This window comes from Williamsia muralis (assembly GCF_002735905.1).
GTDB classification, from domain to species: Bacteria; Actinomycetota; Actinomycetes; order Mycobacteriales; family Mycobacteriaceae; genus Williamsia; species Williamsia muralis_A.
Map to the genome: position 1 here is coordinate 734,068 of NZ_PEBD01000004.1, position 22,113 is coordinate 756,180.

Annotated in this window: 18 protein-coding genes; 10 read left to right on the forward strand and 8 right to left on the reverse strand. The window is 65.4% G+C overall.

Annotation, left to right across the window (positions count from 1 at the left end; genetic code table 11):
• Positions 1–34 precede the first annotated feature (34 nt).
• Positions 35–3,370, forward strand: coding sequence for a DEAD/DEAH box helicase (locus CSW57_RS04155; RefSeq protein WP_099381549.1), 3,336 nt, complete (start codon positions 35–37; stop codon positions 3,368–3,370).
• Between the two features lie 27 nt (positions 3,371–3,397).
• Positions 3,398–3,817 (forward strand): nitroreductase family deazaflavin-dependent oxidoreductase, encoded by a 420-nt coding sequence (locus CSW57_RS04160; protein ID WP_099381550.1) that lies wholly within the window; start codon positions 3,398–3,400, stop codon positions 3,815–3,817.
• Between the two features lie 25 nt (positions 3,818–3,842).
• Here CSW57_RS04160 and CSW57_RS04165 read toward each other — a convergent pair whose 3' ends face one another.
• The 7 genes from CSW57_RS04165 to CSW57_RS04195 all read right to left on the reverse strand — a co-directional run bounded on the left by CSW57_RS04165 (position 3,843) and on the right by CSW57_RS04195 (position 12,458).
• Entirely contained in the window at positions 3,843–4,589 is a 747-nt protein-coding gene (locus CSW57_RS04165) for a DUF1684 domain-containing protein (RefSeq protein WP_099381551.1), read from the reverse strand.
• Positions 4,590–4,640: 51 nt separating this feature from the next.
• Positions 4,641–6,314: a dipeptide ABC transporter ATP-binding protein gene (locus tag CSW57_RS04170; protein WP_099381552.1), complete on the reverse strand. Its 1,674-nt coding sequence runs from the start codon at positions 6,312–6,314 to the stop codon at positions 4,641–4,643.
• Positions 6,311–7,309, reverse strand: coding sequence for an ABC transporter permease (locus CSW57_RS04175; protein WP_223249020.1), 999 nt, complete (start codon positions 7,307–7,309; stop codon positions 6,311–6,313). Before CSW57_RS04175 ends, CSW57_RS04170 begins: the two co-directional genes overlap by 4 nt.
• Before the next feature lies 1 nt (position 7,310).
• The gene (locus tag CSW57_RS04180; RefSeq protein WP_099382036.1) at positions 7,311–8,279 is read right to left on the reverse strand and encodes an ABC transporter permease; all 969 of its coding nucleotides are present in this window, start codon (positions 8,277–8,279) and stop codon (positions 7,311–7,313) included.
• A gap of 83 nt (positions 8,280–8,362) precedes the next feature.
• Positions 8,363–10,045 (reverse strand): ABC transporter substrate-binding protein, encoded by a 1,683-nt coding sequence (locus tag CSW57_RS04185; RefSeq protein WP_099381553.1) that lies wholly within the window; start codon positions 10,043–10,045, stop codon positions 8,363–8,365.
• Between the two features lie 47 nt (positions 10,046–10,092).
• Positions 10,093–11,265, reverse strand: a complete 1,173-nt coding sequence (locus CSW57_RS04190; RefSeq protein ID WP_099381554.1) for an acyl-CoA dehydrogenase family protein — start codon at positions 11,263–11,265, stop codon at positions 10,093–10,095.
• A complete protein-coding gene (locus CSW57_RS04195; protein ID WP_099381555.1) occupies positions 11,262–12,458 on the reverse strand; it encodes an LLM class flavin-dependent oxidoreductase in 1,197 nt (398 codons plus the stop codon). Before CSW57_RS04195 ends, CSW57_RS04190 begins: the two co-directional genes overlap by 4 nt.
• 329 nt (positions 12,459–12,787) lie before the next feature.
• On the opposite strand from CSW57_RS04195, the gene CSW57_RS04200 reads away from it, so the two are divergent.
• Both CSW57_RS04200 and CSW57_RS04205 read left to right on the forward strand, forming a co-directional pair.
• Entirely contained in the window at positions 12,788–13,684 is an 897-nt protein-coding gene (locus tag CSW57_RS04200) for a LysR family transcriptional regulator (RefSeq protein ID WP_099381556.1), read from the forward strand.
• Positions 13,684–14,544 (forward strand): sulfurtransferase, encoded by an 861-nt coding sequence (locus CSW57_RS04205; protein ID WP_099381557.1) that lies wholly within the window; start codon positions 13,684–13,686, stop codon positions 14,542–14,544. Before CSW57_RS04200 ends, CSW57_RS04205 begins: the two co-directional genes overlap by 1 nt.
• 28 nt (positions 14,545–14,572) lie before the next feature.
• Here the strand turns inward: CSW57_RS04205 and CSW57_RS04210 are convergent, their stop codons facing one another.
• Positions 14,573–15,925, reverse strand: a complete 1,353-nt coding sequence (locus tag CSW57_RS04210; protein WP_099381558.1) for an FAD-binding oxidoreductase — start codon at positions 15,923–15,925, stop codon at positions 14,573–14,575.
• 140 nt (positions 15,926–16,065) lie between these two features.
• Here CSW57_RS04210 and CSW57_RS04215 point away from each other — a divergent pair, with 140 nt between their 5' ends.
• From CSW57_RS04215 to CSW57_RS04240, 6 genes are all read left to right on the forward strand, one after another.
• Positions 16,066–17,085 (forward strand): ketopantoate reductase family protein, encoded by a 1,020-nt coding sequence (locus tag CSW57_RS04215; RefSeq protein ID WP_223249021.1) that lies wholly within the window; start codon positions 16,066–16,068, stop codon positions 17,083–17,085.
• Positions 17,086–17,118: 33 nt separating this feature from the next.
• Positions 17,119–18,216 carry an NAD(P)/FAD-dependent oxidoreductase gene (locus tag CSW57_RS04220; protein WP_099382038.1) on the forward strand — a complete coding sequence of 366 codons (1,098 nt, stop codon included), beginning with the start codon at positions 17,119–17,121 and terminating at the stop codon, positions 18,214–18,216.
• A 39-nt stretch (positions 18,217–18,255) separates the two neighbouring features.
• Positions 18,256–19,656: an acyl-CoA synthetase gene (locus tag CSW57_RS04225; protein WP_370623901.1), complete on the forward strand. Its 1,401-nt coding sequence runs from the start codon at positions 18,256–18,258 to the stop codon at positions 19,654–19,656.
• Between the two features lie 107 nt (positions 19,657–19,763).
• Positions 19,764–20,144, forward strand: coding sequence for a nuclear transport factor 2 family protein (locus CSW57_RS04230; RefSeq protein ID WP_099382040.1), 381 nt, complete (start codon positions 19,764–19,766; stop codon positions 20,142–20,144).
• Positions 20,145–20,195: 51 nt separating this feature from the next.
• The gene (locus CSW57_RS04235) at positions 20,196–21,179 is read left to right on the forward strand and encodes an SDR family oxidoreductase (RefSeq protein ID WP_099381559.1); all 984 of its coding nucleotides are present in this window, start codon (positions 20,196–20,198) and stop codon (positions 21,177–21,179) included.
• A 92-nt stretch (positions 21,180–21,271) separates the two neighbouring features.
• Positions 21,272–22,111 carry an enoyl-CoA hydratase-related protein gene (locus tag CSW57_RS04240; RefSeq protein WP_099381560.1) on the forward strand — a complete coding sequence of 280 codons (840 nt, stop codon included), beginning with the start codon at positions 21,272–21,274 and terminating at the stop codon, positions 22,109–22,111.
• The last annotated feature ends 2 nt before the right edge of the window (positions 22,112–22,113 follow it).

The following is a 22,113-nucleotide window of genomic DNA, read 5'->3' on the forward strand; positions in this document are numbered from 1 at the left end:
CGTCGTGTCTGCGTGCGGCGATAACCTGCAACCAATGACCACCGAGTGGGCGCACACCATCACCCCGGACGCGTTGAAGGACGACTTCGACGCCGGGGCGATTCAACGTGGGTCGGCGTATGCGCGACAACACCGTGTCGCCGCCGTGCAATGGGACGACGGCAAACGCAGACTCACCGGGCGCTGTCAGGGCACGGGCGTCGCCACGTATTCGGTGCGCGTCGCCTTCAGCCACCTCGGCCCTGGTTGGAAGCTCGCCGATGCCGGATGCACGTGTCCTGTCGGCTATTTCTGCAAGCATGCCGTCGCACTACTGCTGACCTTCGCGGATGAGGCCGCCACCGCAGCCACTCCGCCGATCCAACGCTCGCCGCAATGGGAGCGCACGCTGCAGGTGCTCTACTCCGAGAACCACCCGAAACCTCCCGAAAAGCTTGCGCTGCAGGCGTTCCTCAGCTCGCCTTCGCTGTTCGCATCGCGCGCTCGCCGGACCCAGCTCGCGTTGCGGCCGATGCGACCGGGCACCCGGAGCGCCTGGATCAAGTCAGGTGTCGACTGGCCGGCCATCATCGATATCAAGTCTGGAACATTTGCGGCACAACAGCTCTCGGTGCTGCAGTCGATGGCGCGCGATTCCATGCGGACCACCCCGTACGGACTTCCGCACGGGCTGATCCTCGCGGAAGCGCCTGCCACCATCTGGCAACAACTCGATGCAGCAGCAGCAGCGGATATTCGTCTGCTCGGTGATCCGGCCTCGGGGATCAATACCGTGCACGTCGCCAAACGGGCTGGGCTCACCGTCTCGGTCAGCGGAGAGGTCGGAGCCGATGCCCACGTCTCGATTGAGGTGACCATCGACGGCAACGCGGTGCCGACGTCTGAGGTGACCATTCTGGGAAAGGCCGATCCGCACGGAATCGGCTATCTCGATGCCGATGGCGTCCTGACCCTCGCCCCCTTCGACTCGGCCGACGCGCCCGCCGCGGCGTTGCTGCAAGGTGACCAACCGATTGTCATCCCCGCCGCGGACGTCTCCAGATTCGCCGATGTGGTGTTGCCTCGGCTCCGCGAGTCGGTACCGATCCGGGTCGACGACTCGGTGTTCGTGGCGCCCACCATCTCTGGCCCGACGCCGGTGATGACCGTCCGTTTCACCGGCGATGTCGCGCATACCCATTGGGCGATGCGCTACTTGGTCAACAGCACACCTCGCGACCTGGACGACGCCATCGGCACACAGCCGTCATGGCGAGACCGAGTGGTCGAGGAGCGGATCTGGGAGTCGATTCGCGATGCGCTGGCTGCGGTCGCCCTCACCTCGGGCGCGGCCGGACGGCGACTGATCGCGGCCTTCGACGCACAGCAAGGCTCTGGCCGGGTCCGGCAGACCGACGAGGTAGAACCCGCCGACTACGCGGAGGCCGTCAACGGTGTCACCACGCACTTCTTGCGGCACGACGTGCACCTGAACCCCCTTGAAACGGCGCGGCTGTGCGCCGAGGTGCTACCGGCACTCGCAGGCCGCGACGACCTGATCGTCGAGGTCGCCGAGGTGGCGCAGCGTTACCGGCAGGTCACCGAGCGGGCACGGCTGCGCATCGCGGGCTCGCAATCTGCCGACACCGATTGGCTCGATCTCGACATCACCATGGACGTCGACGGTGAGCAGATACCCATCGCGGAGGTGCTCGCCGAATTGTCCACCGGCGCAACGCACATGCTGTTGCCATCGGGCGTCTACTTCCCGCTGGACTCACCCGAACTCGTGAAGCTGCGTCAGCTGATGGACGAGGCGGAGGTGCTCGGTGAGGCCGAGTCCGGGAGGGTGCCCGCAGTACCCACGAACGTCACACTGTGGGAGGAACTGCTCGAACTCGGCGTGGTCGATGAACAGCTGCAGGCGTGGCAGGAGCGCATCGCGAAGCTCAGTGCGGCACGGCCACCGGAACCAGTCCGACCACCGGCGATGCTTGACGCGACTCTGCGTGACTACCAGCTCGACGGGCTGAACTGGCTGTCCTTCTTGTGGGACAACGGCTTCGGAGGCGTACTGGCCGACGACATGGGGCTCGGCAAAACCCTGCAGACGCTGGCTTTGTTCGCCCGGGCCCGAGAGAACGGCGCGACCGGCCGGTTCCTTGTGGTCGCACCCACCAGTGTGGTGAACAACTGGGCCTCGGAATGCCACCGGTTCACGGATCTGCGAGCGGTCACCATCACAGCGACGCAAGCGCGTGGGCGTACGCCCCTGGCCGAGATCATCGCCGACGCCGATGTTGTGATCACCACCTACGCGTTGCTGCGTATCGATTTCCCAGCCTACGACGAACAACAGTGGGCGGCACTGGTGCTCGATGAGGCCCAGTTTGTCAAGAACCGCAACTCGAAAGCGCATCTGTGCGCACGGCGCTTGACCACACCGTTCAAGTTGGCCATCACAGGTACGCCGATGGAGAACAATCTGATGGAACTGTGGTCACTGCTCTCGATCACCGTGCCGGGACTGTTCCCCGACCCCAAGGCATTCGCAGACTATTTCCGCAAACCCATCGAGAAAGGCGAAGACCCCGAACGTCTCCCCGTGCTGCGCAAGCGGATCAAGCCGGTGATGTTGCGGCGCACCAAAGACCAAGTCGCTCGGGATCTCCCGGCCAAGCAGGAGCAGATACTGCACGTCGAGCTGTCGGCGAGGCACCGCAAGATCTACGACACCCGTCTGGTGCGCGAACGCGAGATCGTCCTCGGGCTGCTGGGTGACCTCGAGAAGAACCGCTTCCAGATCTTCCGCTCGTTGACCATGCTCCGGCAGTTGAGTCTGCACGCCGGACTCGTCGATCCGGCGGACGCCGAGGTTGCGTCGGCGAAGGTCGACTTCATCCGAGAGCAGCTTCCTGAGCTCATCGCCGAGGGACACAGTGCCCTGATCTTCAGTTCATTCACCGGCTTCCTGGACGTGCTGCGGCGCGAACTCGACGGTGACGGCATCACCTACAGCTACCTCGACGGCTCACTGTCCTCGCGTGAACGCGCCGAAGCGGTCAGCGCGTTCACCGAGGGCACCACCCAGGTTTTCCTGATCAGCCTCAAAGCGGGCGGTTTCGGCCTCAACCTGACCGAGGCCGACTACTGCTTCGTGTGCGACCCCTGGTGGAATCCGGCGGCCGAGGCGCAGGCTGTCGACCGCACTCACCGAATCGGCCAGACCCGGCCGGTCACCGTGTACCGGCTGGTGTCGGCTGACACCATCGAGGCGAAAGTGGTTGCGCTGCAGAACCGGAAACGGGAGCTGTTCAGTGCCGTGGTCGACGACGGGAACAGGTTCTCATCGACCGTCAGTGCCGACGACATCCGGCACATGCTCGACTGATCACAACTTCGCTGGCACGCTGTAGTGATGGCAAATGTTGATGAACTACACGGCGAACCGCACGTCCAGCGTTATCTCGAGACGAACGGGGAAGAGGGTTTCCATTGGAAGGGTACTGAGATACTCATCCTGTTCACCAAGGGTCGAAAGTCCGGCGACGAGCGACGGCATGCCTTGATCTTCCGCACCTGGGAAGACAATGCCTATCTGGTGGTGGCATCGAAGGGTGGAGCAGACGCGCCGCCTGCTTGGTTCCTCAACCTGCAGGACAACCCCGAAGCGGAGATCCAGGTCAAAGACGAGCGGATTGCCGTTCGAGCGCGAGTGGCCAACGACGAGGAGAAGCCGGCGATGTGGTCTCGCATGGTCGAGGTGTGGCCGGACTACGACGATTACCAGACCAAGACGTCGCGTCCCATCCCCGTGGTGGTTCTCGAGCGCGTCTGACGCACAAGCGCCGGCCGCCGCCTGATCAGCCCTTCGCGATCAGGTGGCGTTCGCCGGCCCGTACCGGGAAGTCGAACCGGTTGTTCTGCGGCGGCAGCGGACACAGGTAGTGATCGGTGAACGTACACGGCGGCAGGTAGGCCCGGTTGAAGTCCACCACCACGCGGCCGTCCGCGTCCGCCGGCTCGACGTCGAGGAATCGGAACCGCTGCGTTTCGCTGCCGTTGGTCGAGTCGGCGAACACGAGTTGAGCGCCCCCGTCCGGCCTCGCGATGCCCGACAACGTAAGCGCCGTCCCGTCCACCGTCACTCTTATGGTCGCAGTGGCCTTCGAACCCACGAACCCGTCGACGTGATCGAACGGCAGTTCGTCCGCGTCGAGTTCGATGGTCCCATCCAGAACCCAGGACGTATCCGGGTCAAAAGCTTCGATGCCTGACAGTGCCAGGCGGGTGGGCGCTTGCGGGTCGAAGACCCGGACTGCCACGCGTCCTGCACGGGCGAGGACAGCCACCGTCACGTCATTAAAATCCTGCTTCGAGCCGGGATCGAGGGGGGCATCGGCCTCGCCGGGACGGCTGACAACGGCCGCGCCATCAACGGCCGTCCACGACCCGGGAAGCGAGTTGATTGTCTGCGGTTGATCATCGAGCCAGTACGTGCCGGTGACCGAAGCCAGACCGTGGGGTGCGGTCGCGGCGACGTCGCGGTCGGCGCGCCAGAGATGCCACTGGTCGAGCCAATGGTCTGTTGTGGTGGCGGAAGTGGTCACCGTGATGCCTTTCGGTTCGGGTCGGTACAGCGAGAGTGGGAGATCAGATGGTCAGTGGGTCAGCGAAGCGGTGCGCGCGGCTGCGCGTTTGCCTGGGATGGCGTCGAGCAGGCGCTGGGTGTACGGATTCGACGGATGCTGGAATACGTCTGCAACAGAGCCGGATTCGACGATCTTGCCTTTTTCGAACACAGACACGGTATGTGCCACCTGAGCGACCACGGCGAGGTCGTGGGAGATGAACAGATAGGTCAGGCCGAGACGCTCCTGCAGTTCGGCGAGCAGTTCGAGGATCTGCTCCTGCACCGAGACGTCGAGCGCCGATACGGGTTCGTCGAGGAGTACCACTTCGGGTTCGAGCACCAGGGAACGGGCGATGGCCACACGTTGGCGTTGGCCACCCGACAACTCGACCGGCAACCGATCGAGGTGGTCGCGGGGCAGGCCCACCTGGTCGAGCAGTTCCGCGGCTTTGTGATGGCGTGAGCGGCGATCACCGATCCGGAACGACACCAGCGGCTCGATGATGCTGTCGCGCACGGTGAAGCGTGGATCGAGTGAGGCGAACGGATCCTGATGAACCAGCTGGAATCGCCGGCGCAGCGGTCGGAGTTCACGCCAGGAAAGATCGGTGATGTCGGTGCCCTCGAAGCGAACCCGGCCTGATGTCGGCTTCTCCAGGCCCATGGCCACCCGCAGAGTGGTGGTCTTGCCCGATCCGGACTCTCCGACGAGGGCGTGGGTCCGGCCGGCGGCGACGCGAACGGAGATCCCGTCGAGGGCGGTGAACGGCTCGCCCCCGCTCACGTCGAATCTCTTTGTCACCGAGTCGAGTTCGATGATGGGATTGTCGACCTCGACCCGGTCGGGAGCGACCACGAAACGGGGTGTGATGACGCCGCCCTGGGCGAGCGCGGGTGCCGCGGCTATCAGTCGGCGGGTGTACGAGTTGTCGGGCTCGACGAGAATGCTTGCCGGCGAACCCTCTTCGACGATGTGCCCGTGCTGCATGACGATCACCCGGTCGGCGCGGTCCGCGGCGACCGCCAGATCGTGGGTGATGATCAACAGGGCGGTGCCGGTGTCGCGTACGAGTGACTCGAGGTGGTCGAGGATGCGGGCCTGCACGGTGACGTCGAGCGCGCTGGTCGGTTCGTCGGCGATGATCAGGTCGGGTTTGCCGGCGAGCGCGATCGCGATCAGAACGCGCTGACGTTGACCACCGGAGAGTTCGTGTGGGTAGCGGCGGATACGTTCGGCGGGGTCGTCGAGGCCCGCTTTGGTGAGAGCGTCGATCACCTCGTCACCGATCTCGGCTCCGCGGACACCACGCAGCTTCACGGCTTCGGCGACCTGCACCCCGATGCGCTGAGTGGGGTTCAGTCCCACCATCGGGTCCTGCGGGATGAGTCCTACGACCGAACCACGAAGTCGCCGAACCACTTTCTCCTTGGCGCCGGCGATCTCCACACCGCCGACCTTGATCGATCCAGACGTCACTCGCCCGTTGGCGGGCAACAACCCGATGATCGCGTTCGCGGTGGTGGTCTTGCCGGAACCCGACTCGCCGACGACCGCAACCACCTCGCCCGGATTCACCTGCAGATCCAGGTTGTGGACGGCAGGCGTCACCTGCCGGTTCCGTCGGTAGCCGATGGTCAGGCCACGGATGTCGACGATGGGGACGCGAGCATCAGATGCCGACTTGCGGAGGCTGGTGGTCATCGTTCGAGTTCCTGAAGGGTCTTGGAGATGTGGTTGAGCGAAAGCACCGTGATCGCGATGAACAGACCGGGCATCAGCGAGACCCACGGGGCAGTGACGAGAAAGTTGCGTCCGGTGGAGACGAGGGTGCCCCACTCGGCCTGCGGTGGTGCGGCACCGAAGCCGAGGAAGCTCAGTGCAGCGATCGCGATGATCGCGACACCGAAGTCCAGGACGGCGAGGACCGCGACCGGACCCCACGAGTTGGGCAAGATGTGCCGCAACAGGACTCGCGTCCACGAGGCGCCACCCGCACGGGCCGCCTCCACGTAGGGAAGGGTCTTGACCCTCAGTACCTCGGCGCGGGTCGTCCGGGCGAAACCTGGGACGATGCCGATACCCACGGCGATGGCGACGGGGACGGTGCCGAAGCCGAGCGCGGTGACGATCGCCAAGGCCAGCAGCAGGCCGGGAATGGCCAGCAGCACATCGACGAACCGCATGATCACCGAATCGGTGACGCCGCTGAAGAACCCCGAGATCACGCCGAGCGTGAGTCCGGCCACGACTGCGATGGCCAGGGCGATCAGAGCCGCTTCGATCGTCAAGGTTGATCCGTACAGTGTCCGCGTCCACAGGTCGCGGCCCATCTCGTCGGTACCGAACAGGTGCGTTGTGCTCGGCGCCAACAGTCGGTCGGCCGGGGCGGTCCGGTAGGGGTCGTAGGAAGTGAACCAGGACGGGAAGAACGCCGACACCCCGACAAACGCGACGAACAGCACGGTCAGGACGAACAGAGGCCGCCGAACCGCTTTGGCCGTGGTCTCGCGGAGCGGGCCCCAGCGACCGCCGGGCTCTGTCGCCCCGGGTGGGGTCAGCGAGTGATCAGGTTTCGCGACCGGCCGCTCCACCGGCAGATCGATCCCCAGTGCACTGGCACTCGAACTGGTGATGCCGGAGACGGAGCGAAGCGGAGCTCGACCGTTCTCGATGCGGTCTTTCAGCGTCTCGGTCATGTCAGCTCACCTTTGTCTTCGTGCGGACTTTCGTCGTGTGGGCGATGCGCGGATCCAGCAGCGGGTAGAGGAGATCGACGATCAGGTTGACCAGGACGAACGCGGCGGCGGCCAGTGTCACGATGGCCAGTACCACCGGGATGTCCTGGGCGAGAACCGCTTCCTGTGCCAGTTTGCCGATCCCGTTGCGGTTGAACACGGTCTCGGTCACGATGGCGCTGGTCACCGTCACCCCGACGAGCAGGCCGAAGATGGTCAGCGCCGGCAGGGCGGCGTTGCGGAACGCATGCTTGAGCTGGACGGCACCGCGGGACAGGCCCTTGGCCCGGGCGGTCACGATGTACTGCTCGCTCAGCGTTTCGTTGAAACTCCGGGTCAGCACCTGCGCCAACGCCGCCGTGGTGGGGATGGCCATCGTGATCACCGGCAGGATGAGGTACTCGGCACCACCCGATCCCTGCGAGGGCAGCCAGCCGAGGTTGAATGCGAAGACCTGGATGAGGATCAGGGCGATCAGGAAGGACGGAACCGCAACGCCGAACGCGGGCAAGCGGTCCAGCAGGATCCGGACGGGCTTGAAATGGACGAACGCGGCGAGGTACGCGAGGACGGTTCCGGCGATGACTGCGAGTAGCCCGGCCAGCACACTGAGGGTCAGCGTGCCGCCGAGGCGTTCGGCGATCAGGTCGGATACCGGTGCCTGCTTGGAGATCGACAGGCCCCATTCTCCGCGGACGGCGCCGCTCAGCAGTGAGAAGTATTGGTCGATCATGGATTTGTCGAGTCCGTACCTGGACTTGACGGCCAGCAACTCTTCCGGCGACATGGTGTCCGGGTCGAGTCCGGCCGCGCCCAGCTGAATGCCGACGGCATCGCTCGGCAGGAGGTAGAGGATCACGAACGTCAACGTGAATGCTGCCCACAACACCACAACCGCCTGGGCGATTCGGCCTGCTATGTACCTGCGCATGGCTGCGGTTCCTTCCTGTGGCGGTTGGCCCCGGTGGTCTTCACCCGGGGCCAACCGGTCGAGCTCGGTTGATGCGTGGTCGATTACGGCTGAAGGAACGTGTCGTTGAGAGCCAAGAAGCTCTCGGACGTGAACCGGAAGCCGTTGACCTTGTTGCTGACGCCGGCCAGCTGCTGGCGTTCAAACAGCGGGAAGCCGACACCCTGATCGATCAGCAGGTTCTGCAGATCGTCGTAGGCCTGTTTGGTCTGGGCCTCGTCGGTGGTCTGCACGGCCTTCGTGAACAACTGCTGGATCTGGGCCGCCACCTCGGGGGTGGCCGCGTTCTTGGCAATCGCCTTCTGGTTGGCGAGCGATTCGACCAGGATGAACTGCAGCGCACCGGGATCGGCGCGGGTGAAGTAGGTTCCGATCAGATCGTAGCCACCACTCTTGAGTAGACCGATCGACTCGGCCTGAGTGACCACCTTCAACTGCAGGTCGATGCCGACCTGACGCCACTGATCCTGCAGGAGCTCGTTACCGGCAGCGAACTGTCCGACGACGGGCAGGGTAAGGGTCAACTGCTGACCGTTCTTGGACCGGTAATCACTGCCGGCGGGCTTGGTCCAGCCGGCGGCGTCGAGCAACTTGCCGGCACCTTCGGGATCGAAGCCCAGCTTGCCGGCCTGCGACTGGAAGAACGGCGTGGTGAGGTCGAAGACACCCTCGACCACGGGGTAATCCGGGCCGTAGACGGTGGCGGCGTTGGTCTTGAGGTCGGTGGCCTTGTACAGCGCCTGACGGACCTGCGGATCGGACAGCGGTTTGCCGGCACTGACGTTCGGGAACAACGTGTTCGAGACGCCGGGCAGTGACCGCGACTCGATGTAGCCGCCGGAGTTCTTGATCAATTCCTGATCCTCGACGGTCAGCGGATTGCGGGGCCAGGTGATGTCGACGGCGCCGCTGACGAGGTTGCCGGTGCGGACGCTGTCCTCAGCGACGTAGCTGTACTTGACCGAATCGAGGTACGCCTCCCCGGTGTTCTTGTTGAGGTTCGACCCCCACGTGTAGCCGGCCCGCCGGCTGAGCGAGATGCCCTGGCCGGGGGTGTAGTTGTCGAGCGTGAACAGACCGGAACCGCTGAACTGGCCGAGGCACCGCTCTTCCGGCGTCTTCTGGAACGACGCCGGCGAGATCAAGGCGAGGTTTGTGGTGGACGTCGCCTGCAGGAAGGACGAGTTCGGCTGGGTGAAGTGGAACTTCACGGTCTGCGGATCGACGACGGTGGCCGATTCGAGGCCGAGGATGTAGCTGGCGCCGAAGGCCGTTCCGCCGCTGGTCCTGGCCAGGTCGATGAACCCGTCGAAGTTGGTCTTGACGGCCTCGGCGTTCAGCGGTGCTCCGTCGGAGAAGGTCACGCCGTCACGCAGGGTGAAGGTGTAGTCGAGGCCGTTCGGGCTGATCTCCCACTTGCTCGCCAGCCACGGCACGATCTCGCCGGTGTCCGGGTTCTGGTCGGTCAACGAATCCGCGATGTTGCGGATCACCGAGCGGTGCTCGATCCAATAGGTCTGGAACGGGTCAACGCAGGTGAAGGTGGGATTGTCCGGGAAGTAGGCGATGTCGAGTGTGCCGCCGCGGACGGGATTGGCGGCGTCGCCGCTGGGGCCGGATTCGGCGTTTCCGCCGGAGCTGCACGCGGTCGCGACCAGGGTCGACATCAGGGCGAGTGCGCCTGCGACCTTCCATCGGCCGGATCTCGTGCGGGTGTGTTGACGCATTGTCGTGGTTCTTCTTTCGGGTGAGTTGATGAAGCGGTCGAGCGGGATCAGCCGCGCAGGAGTGAGCGACCGGCGGCCAGCAGAGCGGTGTCTTCCTGGGGCGGATGCACGCGAACACAGAGCACGTCGCGCAGGTGTCGTTCGAGCGGATTGTGCCGGGTCAGTGCGGCGTTGCCGAGGGCGGCGACCGCGGTCTGGACTGCGGCGATCACCGACCGGGCGATCTGGACCTTGACCAGCGACAGGCCTGCCGCCACGGCCGGATCGTCGGCGGCGACGCGCAGAAGTGTTCCGTAGAGCAGGGTTTCGGCCTGCACTATCTGGGCGTCGATCTCACCGGCGATGGCCTGGATGCGTTCGGTCTCGGCAATGGGACGGCCCAACGCGGTCGGTACGCGTTCACGGGCGTATGTCACGAATGCCGTACGGGCCGCCCGCGCAACTCCGACGTACAGCGCGGGATGGCCGAAACCCGTTGGGCCGGTGGCCACTGCGGGGTCGCGGTAGACGCCATCGGTCTTCGGGATCTCGAGGAAGTTCTCCTCGCCGACCTCGACACCTGCGTAGCTGACGTCGTGGGTGTTGGAGGCGCGCAGCCCCAGGTGATCCCAGGTCTGGTGCCAGGTGATCCCGGCGGAGTCGGCGGGAACGATCACGTGCCCGACCCTCGGCTCCTCTTCATCGGTGATCGCCCAGACCAGGTGGTACGCCAGTGCCGTGCCTCCGGTGGCAAAGGTCTTGCGACCGGTGAGGGTCCAACCGTGTGCAGTCCGCTGCGCGATGGTCTTGGGCAGACCGCCGCGGGCCGGTGCGCCCAGTTCCGGCTCGGCGCGGATCACGTTGACCGGGGCCGGTCCCTGCGCCGACTGCCGGAGCAGGTCGTCGTAGAGGTCGGTGGGCCACGAGTTCGTGGCCGCCTGCATCTGGTGGATCGCCAGGTTGTTGGCGGCGATGAGTGCCACAGACGGGTCGCCTTCACCGAGCGCGGAGAGGATCTGCACGACCTCGAACGGTCCGGCCTCGGGACCGCCGAACCGTGCTGCCACGGTGGCCGTGAGGTACCCGCCCCGATGGGCGGCAGCCAGGCCGGCCACCGGGATATCTCCACTTCGGTCGTATTGCTCAGCGGTGGAAGCGACTTCGGCGGTCAGCGCCTTGAGGCCCGACGGTGAGAGGTCGGGTGTCGGGAGCGTCACGGCCCGCACCGAGGTGACCGTCATGCCTGTCCGGCCGTCGCGAAGGCACCGAGATGATCGGACTGCAGTGTGCCGCGCTTGCCGGTGGCCTCCCGGTGCGCGAGTTCCTGACGGACCAGCGGCACCACGTAACGGCCGTAGTCGATGGCGTCGTTGAGGGTGTCGTATCCACGGATGGAGACGAGATCGGCGCCCAGGTCGATGTAGTCGAGGATGGCGGCCGCCACCGTCTCGGCGCTGCCGACCAGAGCCGTGGACGCGCCTGCACCGTTCACGGCTGCCGCGGTCCGGGTCCACAGGGCCCGGTCGTAGATGTCTTTCCGGTTCGCGAAGTCCAGTGCACGTTGAGATCCGACGTTCTGCGGGGTGTTACCGGCGATGGCCTTGTACATCGGGTTCTTCGAGAAGTTGGCCTCGATACGGTCGACGTAGTCGTAAGCCTTGGCCCACGCGAGATCATCGGTGCGGTCGATGATGGGGCGGAACGTCACCCAGATTCGTGGGCGATCCGTGCGGCCGGACTCGGCGGCGATACGGTGCACCCGCTCGATCTGGCTTTTGATGTCCGCCAACGGTTCTCCCCAGAAGCTGAAGATGTCGGCCTTGCGTCCGCCGATCTCGAACGCGGCATCGGACTGTCCGCCGATCGAGATCGGGACCTGCGCGCCGTACGGCGCGAAGCCGGGACCGAAGTTGTCGAACTTGTAGTGGGTTCCACTGTGGGAGAAAGGTTCTGTCTTGGTCCACGAATCCCGCAGGATGTCGACGAACTCGTCGGTGCGGGTGTAGCGCTGCTCCTTGGTGAGGTAGTCACCCTGGCGGGCCTGCTCGGCGTCGTTGCCACCGGAGATCAGGTGGACCAGCGCGCGACCTTCGGTCAGCTGGTCGAGGGTAGCCAGCTGCTGCGCGGCCACCGTGGGGAACACCGTGTTGGGACGCAGCGCGACGATCGGTTTGATCGTGCTGCTGAGTTGCCCTACGGCAGAGGCCATGACAAACGAATCGGCGCTGTTGGACCCGTACGGGAGCAGCGTCATATCGAAGCCACCGTCCTCGAGGGACCGGACGTAGCGGCGGAAAAACGGAAGGTCGATGCCACGAGACGGGATCGGGTTGAGCTCGGTGGACGGGTTCAGGTGCGTGAGGCTGATGAACTCGACCTTCGATGCGGCACTGGCCGGCACCGGCAACGACTCCTGGGACGGATCGGCGGTCATGTGGGGGGTCCTTCCTGACGTGTCTGTGGCGAGCAGGACCGAAAGACCGGGCCTGGTTCGGAAATGGATGCTAGGGGCGTTCGGGCCCCTGAACCAGGGTTGAGATCACCGATTCCGATTCGTATTGCCGATCGGAATCAATTGGTTGTACTGATCTCATATGTGCAGGTCAGAGCATTCGCCGATGCCATCAGATAGCCCTACATCGGGCCGATGCGCCAGGGTTTTACGCGCCGCGAATCAAACTGCGCATCGCCGGCGCCGATAGAGGATTCTGTAGTCCATACCCAGATATCTAGTCGAGTTTTGCGGGAACAGGTGAGTGTGTGATGGCGGATCCGTTGGACTTGGTGCATTTGCGCACCCTTGTCGCGATAGCCGAAACAGGAGGCTTTCGGCGCGCGGCAGATTCTCTCCATCTGAGTCAGCCGACGGTGAGCCAGCACGTCCGCCTGCTCGAGAAGCGACTGAAACAGTCCCTGGTGGTCAAGGACGGCCGCGGGTCCAGGTTCACCGCAGCCGGGGAGCGCCTGGTCCTGGAGGCCCGGAAGTTGCTTGCGGCGCAAGACGAGGTGTTGCAACGGTTCTCGATGGCTGTGCCGGACAAGCTCACCATCGGTTCCACCGAGCATGCCGCGGATGGGCTGCTGCCTGAACTGCTGACCGCGCTACGCGGCGCGTACCCGGACGTGTGGTTGCAGTTCCGCATCGAGCGATCCACCTCGCTGGCCGAGGCGGTCAACAAAGGGGCGATCGATCTCGCTGTGGTGCTGGGCGGCAACGCCGAGCCGATCGGCACCGAGGTCGGGGCCCTTGCGCTCCGGTGGGTGGCGGCGACGGGCTGGAACATCGCCCAGGTCGACGGCTCGATCCCGTTGGTGGCCTTCGAGGAACCGTGTGGGCTGCGGCGTCGCGCGCTTGCCCAGCTCGACGACCTCGGCTACTCGGTGACGGTCAGTGCCGAGTCCGGCAATCTCGACGGTGTTCTCGCGGCGGCGCGCGCAGGTCTCGGAATCGCCCTGTTACCTTTCTCAGGGCCGGTTCCCGACGGCCTCGTGGAGGTCGACGAGCTGCCGGACATGGGCGACATCGACGTCCGGCTCGTCGCCCGGCGCGGCATCGACACCGATGTGGAGCAGGCTGCCGTCGAAGCGGTCACCGCGCATTACCGGACGGTTGCCGACAAGGCCGGCGACGCCGGAACACACCTACAAGGAGTTGCCTGATGACCTCGCGCGACGAAGTCCTGATCACCACAACCGAATTGGCGTCGCTGATTGCCGGTGATGGCCCGGTGACGGTGCTCGACGTGCGCTGGCGACTCGACCGTCCGGACGGCCGCGACGACTACGAGAGCGGGCACATCCCCGGCGCGGTGTACGTCGACCTCGAGACGGAACTGTCCGATCATTCGGTGACCGGCCGCGGCCGCCATCCCTTGCCCAGCGGTGACGTCTTGCAGACGGCCGCCCGCCGGTGGGGTGTGCGTGACGGCGTTCCGGTGGTGGTCTACGACGACTGGAATCGCGCCGGGTCGGCCCGAGCGTGGTGGGTACTGAGCGCTGCCGGCATCACAGGTGTTCGGATCCTCGATGGCGGGTTGAGTGCGTGGGTGGCCGCCGGTGAGGAGCTGGCGAAGGGTGCCGAGTCACCGGCCGTCGGCGACGTCACGCTGGCGCATACCGATCTCTACCGCGGGGCCCTGGCCACCCTGACCGCCGAGGACGTCGCCACGTTCACCGATTCGGGTGTTCTGGTGGATGCCCGCGCACCCGAACGTTTCCGCGGAGAGGTCGAACCCGTCGATCCGGTCGCCGGACACATCCCGGGTGCCGGGAACGCCCCGAGTACCGCGACCCTGGGTGAAGACGGAACCTTCCGCGACGCAGATGACTTGCGTGAGCTGTTCGCCTCAGCCGGTGCCGACGGTTCCGCACCGGTCGGTGTCTACTGCGGCTCAGGAGTCACAGCCGCCGTCGACCTGGTCGCGCTGAAGGTCGCCGGCGTGGACGCGGCGCTGTTCCCGGGCTCGTGGTCGCAGTGGAGTTCTGGCGCCGCCAATCCGGTTGCCACCGGGCCTGCCTGAACGCCCGACCTGGACTGCCGCGGCGCAGTCAGACCGTTTTGCCGGGATTGAACAGCCCCGTCGGGTCGAGTGCCCGGCGGATGGTCCGTTGTAGTTCGACACCGTCGGGTCCCAGCTCTCGTTCGAGCCACCGTCGTTTGAGTACCCCGACGCCGTGTTCGCCGGTGATGGTTCCGCCCAAAGCCAGTGCGGTGCCGAAGATCTCGTCGGCAGCGGCGACGGCACGCTCATATGCATCCGGGTCATCGCGGTCAACCACGATGATGGGGTGCAGGTTACCGTCGCCCGCGTGACCGAACGTGTAGATGGCGGTGCGGTGCCGGGTGGCGATCTCGGCGACCGCCCGAATGGCGTCGGCAATGCGGGTACGAGGCACCGCGATGTCTTCGATGAGCGCTCGGCCGTGGCGTTCCAACGCAGGTAGCGCTGCTCGGCGAATTGCCAGCAACTCGTCGGACACCTGCGGATCGTCACCCACGCTGACCCGATAGCTGAACTGCCCGAACACTTCTTGCACGATCCGCGCCTCGGTGTGAGCTCCGAACCCATCGGTCTGCGCGACCACAAAAGCGCCCGCGGCATCCGATGGCAGACCGAGGAAGTCCCGGCTCTGCCGTAGCGACGCCTCGTCGAGCAGTTCCATGATCGAGGGTCGAACACGCGCGGCCAGAACTGCAGTGGTTGCCGCGGCCGCCTGCTCGACATCGTCGAAGTACGCGGCGACGGTGACCGTGTCGATGGGGGTCGGCTGCAGGCGGACCGTCGCCGACACGATCACCCCGAGAGTCCCTTCCGAGCCGGTGAACAGACTGGTGAGGTCGAGGCCTGCAACACCTTTGGCAGTTCGGCGGCCGGTGTGAATCAACCGGCCATCGGCCAGCACAACGCTCAGTCCCAGGACCGAGTCGCCGGTCACGCCGTATTTGACGCATCGGAGACCGCCTGCGTTGGTGGCGATGTTGCCGCCGATGGTGGAGATCGAGGCGCTTGCCGGGTCGGGTGCGTAACGCAAGCCGTACCGGCCCGCTTCGGCGTCCAACGCGGCCGTGATGACACCCGGTTCCACCACTGCGAGTTCGTCGGCGGGCGCGATGTCGGTGATGCGGTTCAGGCCACTCACGTCGAGGACAAGTGAGCCTGTTCCGGCACTGGCGCCTCCGGCCAAACCTGTTCCAGCGCCCCGGATCACCACCGACCAATCGGTGTCCGCCGCATAGGTCACCGCGTGTTGAACATCGTCGATGGTCTTCGCCTGCACCAGCACTTCTGGTGCGCCGATCGGACTGAATCCCGAACGATCGATGCGGTACGCGTCGGGGATCTGTGCGCCGGTGCGGACGGTACCGGTGAGCGATTGTTCCCACAGGGCAAAGGAGGTCACGGTTCATCATGTCCACCCGAGCGGTGTGATCACCAATTCCGGATGATCGCAATGTCTGATCGGTCGGCCACATGGAACCGGATTGATTCGAAAGAGCTTGTCACCTGTTGGTTCTGCGGGGGCGGCGGTAGCTTCAGCTCATGTCGAGATACGTGATCGTCGGAGCCGGGGCAGTCGGAGCCAGCTTCGCTGCCGCCCTCAGTGACCGCACCGAGGTCGTGGTGGTGGCCCGAGGCGCAAACCTCGACCATCTGCGCGCCAACCCGCTGACCTTCCGCACCTCTGCGGGCACCCGAAGTGTTCGACTCGACGCCGTCGCGATCGACGAACTGCACTTGCGCACCGGTGACGTGCTGGTGCTGGCCGTCAAGACCCAGCACGTCGGCGATGTCGCGGAAACCCTGGCGTGGAAGCCCGTTCACTCGCCGGCCGGTGACGTGGTCGGATCTGCCGCGGAAACGCTACCGGTGGTGACCTTGCAGAACGGCCTCGACGCCGAGCGAGCCGTGGCCCGATGGTTCGCGCACATCATCGGTGCAACTGTCTTGATCGCGGCGCGCTACACCGAGGTCGGCGAAGTGAGGGTGGGTGGTAGGCCGAGCCTGGGCGGCGTGCACCTGGGGCAGCCCTATCGCTCCACCGGCATCGGTTCCGACGCGATTCGCGAGTTCGCCGCAGATCTGCGGGCGGTGAACATCGACGTCTCGGAGACCTCCGACATCACCAAGATCAAGGCAACCAAGATCCTCCACAGCGTCAAGAACGGCCTCGAAGTGCTCGCGGGCGCCGAGTCCGATCGGGTCCGGATCGGGGCGGCGCTGGAAGCCGAGGCGCGCAGGGTCCTCGCCGCAGCGGAAATCGGGTACGGAGCCACCCGCGACCTGGTGATCAACGCCGAACAGACCAGCTTCGATCCCGACATCGACGTGGTCGCGGGGCAGCAGTCCACCTGGCAGAGCTTCGCGCGGGGAGCAGGCTCGCACGAGGTGGACCACCTCAATGGCGAGATCGCTCTGCTCGCCCGATTGCACGGCGTGGACGCACCGTTGAACACGAAGTTGCAGGCGCTACTGGGTACCGCATCGGAGCGAGGCGGTGGCACCGATCTTGCAGGTCTCGACTCCCTGGCCGAACTCGCGGCGGCGTCGATCGCACACTGACTCCTCCGAATCTTCGGCACTATCGTGGGTGAGGTGCAACCGACCTCAGACGTAGCTGTCATCGGAGCGGGCATCGTCGGCCTGTCCACCGCTTACGCACTACAGCGCGGTGGACTGTCCGTCACCGTGTACGACAGCGGCCCGCCGGGCGGCGGGCAATCGGTTGGCGCATCACGACTTTTCCGCCACGCGCATGATGATCCCCGCATGGTGGATCTTGCAGTCGAGGCGCGGGAGCTCTGGGACCGGTGGTCCGCTGACTTCGGCACGGAGCTCATCTCGGCAGACGGGTCGATCGCTCTCGGAGAGGTCGCGGCCGGTGGGTTCGACACCCTCGAGTCGCGTCCGGCCATCCCGGTACGGCACCTGTCCGGGGACGAATTGCGTTCGCTGATGCCAATTCTCGCGTCGTATGACGGCCCCGCGGTGTTCGACGAACGTGCAGGTGCCATCCGCGCCCAGGCCGCCATCGGCGCACTGGAGAACAGCCTGGCCACACCGGTTGTCACAGACCACGTTCTGGCGGTGCGTCCGCTGGGTGATGCAGGAGTCGAAGTACGGGCCGGCTCGAACGCGAGTGTCCACGGTGACGCGGTGGTGTGCGCGGGCCGCGGCACGGTTCAGTTGGCAGCCGGCATCGGACTGTCGCTGCCGGTGACGGTGAAGGCGCATGCCCGGGCGTCGTTCGGGGTGCGTGACGACACCCTTGCGGCCCTGCCGAATCTGCAAGACGGCAGTGGAGTGTTCGAGGAGGCCGGAATCTACGCGGCGGCGCACCCTGATCGGTCGGCGTTCGGACTGGGCATCGCCCGTGAAGTGGAAACGACCGAGCCCGGTGGTGTGGCGGATCCGGATGCCTTGGCAGAGCTGATCGACCGCGCCGCAGCCTATGTGGCGAGGGCGCTTCCGGGCCTCGACCCGAAGCCGTTGCAGCCCATCAGTTGCTGGCTCACCACCTTGCCCTGGGGCGATGATGGCGTCGCCATCTGGCAGGCCGATCACATCTTTGTCCTGGCCGGTCACAATCTCTTCAAACACGCGCCGGTGTTGGGTGAGACCCTGGCGCAGTCGGTGACGGCCGGCTCAGTGCCAAAGTTGTTCCGTCCCGAGTCCATGCTGGGCGGCGGCTGACCACTGGGGCCGGCACAGCGATGTGACAAGGTGAAACCCGTGGTTCTCTTCCCGACGCTGAATCAGTCTGCTCTCGCCAACGGCGCCGACAAACCTGCGGTGGTGACCGTGGGGGATGTGGTGTTGTCCCGCAGTGACCTCGTCGGCGCCGCGACGTCGGTCGCCGAGCGGATCCGTGGTGCCCGGCGCATCGCGGTTCTCGCCGAACCCACCGCCCAGACAGTGGTCGCCATCGTCGGTGCGCTCATTGCGGGTGTCGCAGTGGTCCCGGTACCTCCCGACTCAGGCACGGCCGAGCGCGAGCACATCCTCGCCGACTCCGGTGCGCAGGCGTGGCTGGGGGCCGCGCCCGCTGAACCGGGTCTGCCGGTGGTTCCGGTGCGGATGTACGCGCGCTCGTGGCACAGCCATCCCGAGCCACACCCGGACTCCACGGCGTTGATCATCTACACATCGGGAACAACGGGCTTGCCCAAAGGTGTGCCGGTGACCCGCCGTGCGATAGCGGCTGGGCTCGACGCCCTCGTCGACGCCTGGGCGTGGACCGCGGATGATGTTCTTGTTCATGGTCTTCCGCTCTTTCACGTGCATGGCCTGGTGCTGGGTGCCCTCGGTCCGCTCCGCGTCGGCGGTTCGCTGGTGCACACCATGAAGCCGACCCCCGAGGCCTACGCTGCGGCGCACGGATCGATGTATTTCGGGGTCCCGACGGTCTGGGCTCGGATCGCCGCGGACGAGGACTCGGCGCGCGCGCTCGCAACGGCCCGGCTCCTGGTGTCCGGGAGTGCCCCGCTACCCGTTCCGGTGTTCACCACCATCAAAGACCTCACCGGCCACGAGATCGTCGAACGCTATGGCATGACCGAAACACTGATCACCCTGAGCACTCGTGCCGACGGCGAGCGGCGACCCGGCTGGGTGGGTACACCGGTGGCCGGCGTCGAGACGCGCCTGCGCGACGACGAGGGAGTAGACGTCCCGCACGACGGGGAAAGCATTGGCGCGCTCCAGCTTCGCGGACCGATGGTGGCTGCCGGATACCTCAACCGGCCCGACGCCACCGCAGAATCCTGGTTGGAGGACGGATGGTTTGCCACCGGCGACGTCGCGGTGATCGGCGCGGACGGCATGCACCGAATCGTCGGCCGGTCATCCACGGATCTGATCAAAACCGGAGGCTACCGGGTCGGCGCGGGGGAGATTGAGACCGTGCTCCTGGGGCACCCGAGCGTGCGTGAGGCCGCGGTGATCGGCGTTCCGGACGATGACCTCGGTCAGCGGATCGTCGCCTGTGTGGTGGGCGAGGGGATCGTGGAGCAAGACCTGATCGATCTGGTTGCGACAGAGCTGTCGAACCACAAGCGACCCAGAGAGATTCGGGTGCTCGAGTCGCTGCCACGCAATGCGATGGGCAAGGTGCAGAAGAAGTTGCTGTTGTGAACGACGCGTAGCGCGTGTCGTGCCCGCCCGGTTCCGTTTGCCGAATCCCGCCCGACGGGCAGCACCTGCCGTTAGCGTGGTTGCACGGCGACGACGAGGAGGTTCCTGTGCACGCATTCCGTGCTGCAGTCGAGGCGAAGAACATTGACGACATCGAGTCACTGCTGTCCGAATCGGTCACCTTTCACAGTCCGGTGGCGTTTCATCCCTACGAAGGGCGCGAGACGGTGGCCGCCATCTTGCGCACCGCGTTCGAGACGTTCGAGGACTTCGAATACATTCGTGAGCTGGACTCACCGCTCGACGGTTACACCGGCCTGGTGTTCAGGGCGAAGGTCGACGGCCTCGACGTTCACGGGTGCGACTTCATCCACGAGAACCCAGACCGAGAGATCGACGAGTTCACCGTGATGCTGCGTCCGATGAAGGCGACCCACGCGTTCGCCGACAAGATGGGCGAGAAGTTGGAAGCAGTGCTCGGCAGCTGACGTTAGCCGGACTACGAATAAGTCGGCAGGCGCCGGGGTACCTCCCCGGCCATGGGACTCACAGTTGCGGTCACAGGGCCGACAGGGGAAATCGGGATTTCGGCAGTCACGGCCTTGGAGGCCGACCCGGGGGTGGATCGAATCCTCGGGATGGCACGGCGGGAGTTCGACCCGTCATCGCACGGCTGGACCAAAACTGAGTATCGCCAAGGTGACATTCTCGACCGCGACGCAGTTGATGCTCTGGTCGGCGACGCCGACGTGGTGGTGCACCTGGCGTTCCTCGTCCTGGGTTCGCGCAGCGAAGGGCAGCGCATCAACCTCGCCGGCACTCGCAATGTGTTCGAGGCGACCATCGCGGCCGAGCGCCCGAAACGCATCGTCTACACCTCGTCGGTCGCGGCCTACGGCTATCACTCCGACAACCCTGTGCCGCTGACCGAGGACGTACCCACACGCGGTTCGAGTGAGCACTACTACTCCGAGCAGAAGGCCGAGGTCGAGAAGGTCATCGCTGAGATCACCAAGGATTCGGCGATCGAGCTCTTCATGCTCCGCCCATGCATCGTCTCCGGTCCGAAGGCCACCGCTCTGGCAGACGCGATGCCGTGGAACTACATCCCCGAGCCCGTCCGCAAGGTGGCGGGCTCCATTCCCGGTGCCAAGGTTCCGTTCCCGGACACCGGGGTGCCGGTGCAGCTCGTCCATCACGACGACGTCGCCCGGGCCATCGCTCTGTGCGCGACCACCGACGCGCCGGCCGGCGCCTACAACATCGCCGGTTCCGGCACGGTGTCGTTGTCGGACATCGGTCGTGTCCTCGGCGCCCGGCCCGTGAAGGTTCCCTCTGGATCGATCAACGTGGTTGCCGAGGTGATCAACCGTCTGCCCGTCAAACCGTCGGATGCCGAGTGGGTCAACATCCTCAAGACGTCGGTGGTGATGGACACGTCGAAGGCGCGTGACGTGCTCGGGTGGGAACCCAAGTATTCCGCAGCCGAGACTCTCGCCGACCTGGCGACCGTTCTGGACTGACTGCCGCCGGCGGGTCGGTGCACTCTCACGCCCCGTCTGGTGATTGTCTTGTTCGCAGTGGGATGTGTCTTGAGGCAATCTGAGGAGCTGCGGTGGCAGAGGCGAAGTCGGAACCCGTTGTCGAACTGGAGCGCCGGGGTGAGATCGCGCTCGTCTGGCTGAACCGCCCGGATCGGCTAAACGCGTTCACCAGCGAGATGCATCGTCAGATGATCGACGTGTTCGATCAATGTGATGCCGACGATTCGATTCGCGCAGTGGTCATCACCGGCAGAGGACGAGCCTTCTGCGCCGGAGCCGACCTCGGTGGCGGGGGCGACACCTTTGTTCTCGACGACGGCGGCAGCGGCGAGGCCCCGCCCGATGAGGGCGGCCGGGTGAGTCTGAGGATCTATCGGTCCACCAAGCCTGTGGTCGCGGCCATCAACGGCCCGGCGGCCGGTGTCGGAGTGACGATGAGTTTGCCTGCCGACATTCGAATTGCCTCGGAGACAGCCAAGTTCGGCTTTGTGTTCGTGCGTCGCGGTTTGGTTCCCGAAGCTTGTTCGAACTGGTTCCTGCCCCGAATAGTCGGTATCTCGACGGCCTTGGAATGGGCGATGGGCGGCAAGATGGTCTCGGCGACAGAGGCACTGGAACGCGGACTGGTCCGTGAAGTGGTGCCTGTGGATCAGGTGCTGGACCGGGCCATCGAGATAGCAACGAATCTGGTCACAGGTACCGCTCCTGTCTCGGTGGCGCTGACTCGTCAGTTGATGTGGGCGATGCTCGGTGCGGACAGCCCGGAGGCCGCTCATCGCGCCGAGTCGAAGGCGATCTTCGTTCGCGGTACCTCCGACGACGTTCGCGAGGGAGTGAACTCATTCCTCGAGAAGCGTGCGCCGGAGTTTCCGATGAAGGTATCCGACGGATTGCCGGATCTCCTCGGGTGAAC

Coding starts and splice junctions, on each gene's coding strand:
- CSW57_RS04155 (WP_099381549.1), top strand. CDS start 35: ATGACCACCGAGTGGGCGCACACCATCACCCCGGACGCGTTGAAGGAC.
- CSW57_RS04160 (WP_099381550.1), top strand. CDS start 3,398: ATGGCAAATGTTGATGAACTACACGGCGAACCGCACGTCCAGCGTTAT.
- CSW57_RS04170 (WP_099381552.1), bottom strand. CDS start 6,314: ATGACCACCAGCCTCCGCAAGTCGGCATCTGATGCTCGCGTCCCCATC.
- CSW57_RS04175 (WP_223249020.1), bottom strand. CDS start 7,309: ATGACCGAGACGCTGAAAGACCGCATCGAGAACGGTCGAGCTCCGCTT.
- CSW57_RS04180 (WP_099382036.1), bottom strand. CDS start 8,279: ATGCGCAGGTACATAGCAGGCCGAATCGCCCAGGCGGTTGTGGTGTTG.
- CSW57_RS04185 (WP_099381553.1), bottom strand. CDS start 10,045: ATGCGTCAACACACCCGCACGAGATCCGGCCGATGGAAGGTCGCAGGC.
- CSW57_RS04190 (WP_099381554.1), bottom strand. CDS start 11,265: ATGACGGTCACCTCGGTGCGGGCCGTGACGCTCCCGACACCCGACCTC.
- CSW57_RS04195 (WP_099381555.1), bottom strand. CDS start 12,458: ATGACCGCCGATCCGTCCCAGGAGTCGTTGCCGGTGCCGGCCAGTGCC.
- CSW57_RS04200 (WP_099381556.1), top strand. CDS start 12,788: ATGGCGGATCCGTTGGACTTGGTGCATTTGCGCACCCTTGTCGCGATA.
- CSW57_RS04205 (WP_099381557.1), top strand. CDS start 13,684: ATGACCTCGCGCGACGAAGTCCTGATCACCACAACCGAATTGGCGTCG.
- CSW57_RS04215 (WP_223249021.1), top strand. CDS start 16,066: ATGTCGAGATACGTGATCGTCGGAGCCGGGGCAGTCGGAGCCAGCTTC.
- CSW57_RS04235 (WP_099381559.1), top strand. CDS start 20,196: ATGGGACTCACAGTTGCGGTCACAGGGCCGACAGGGGAAATCGGGATT.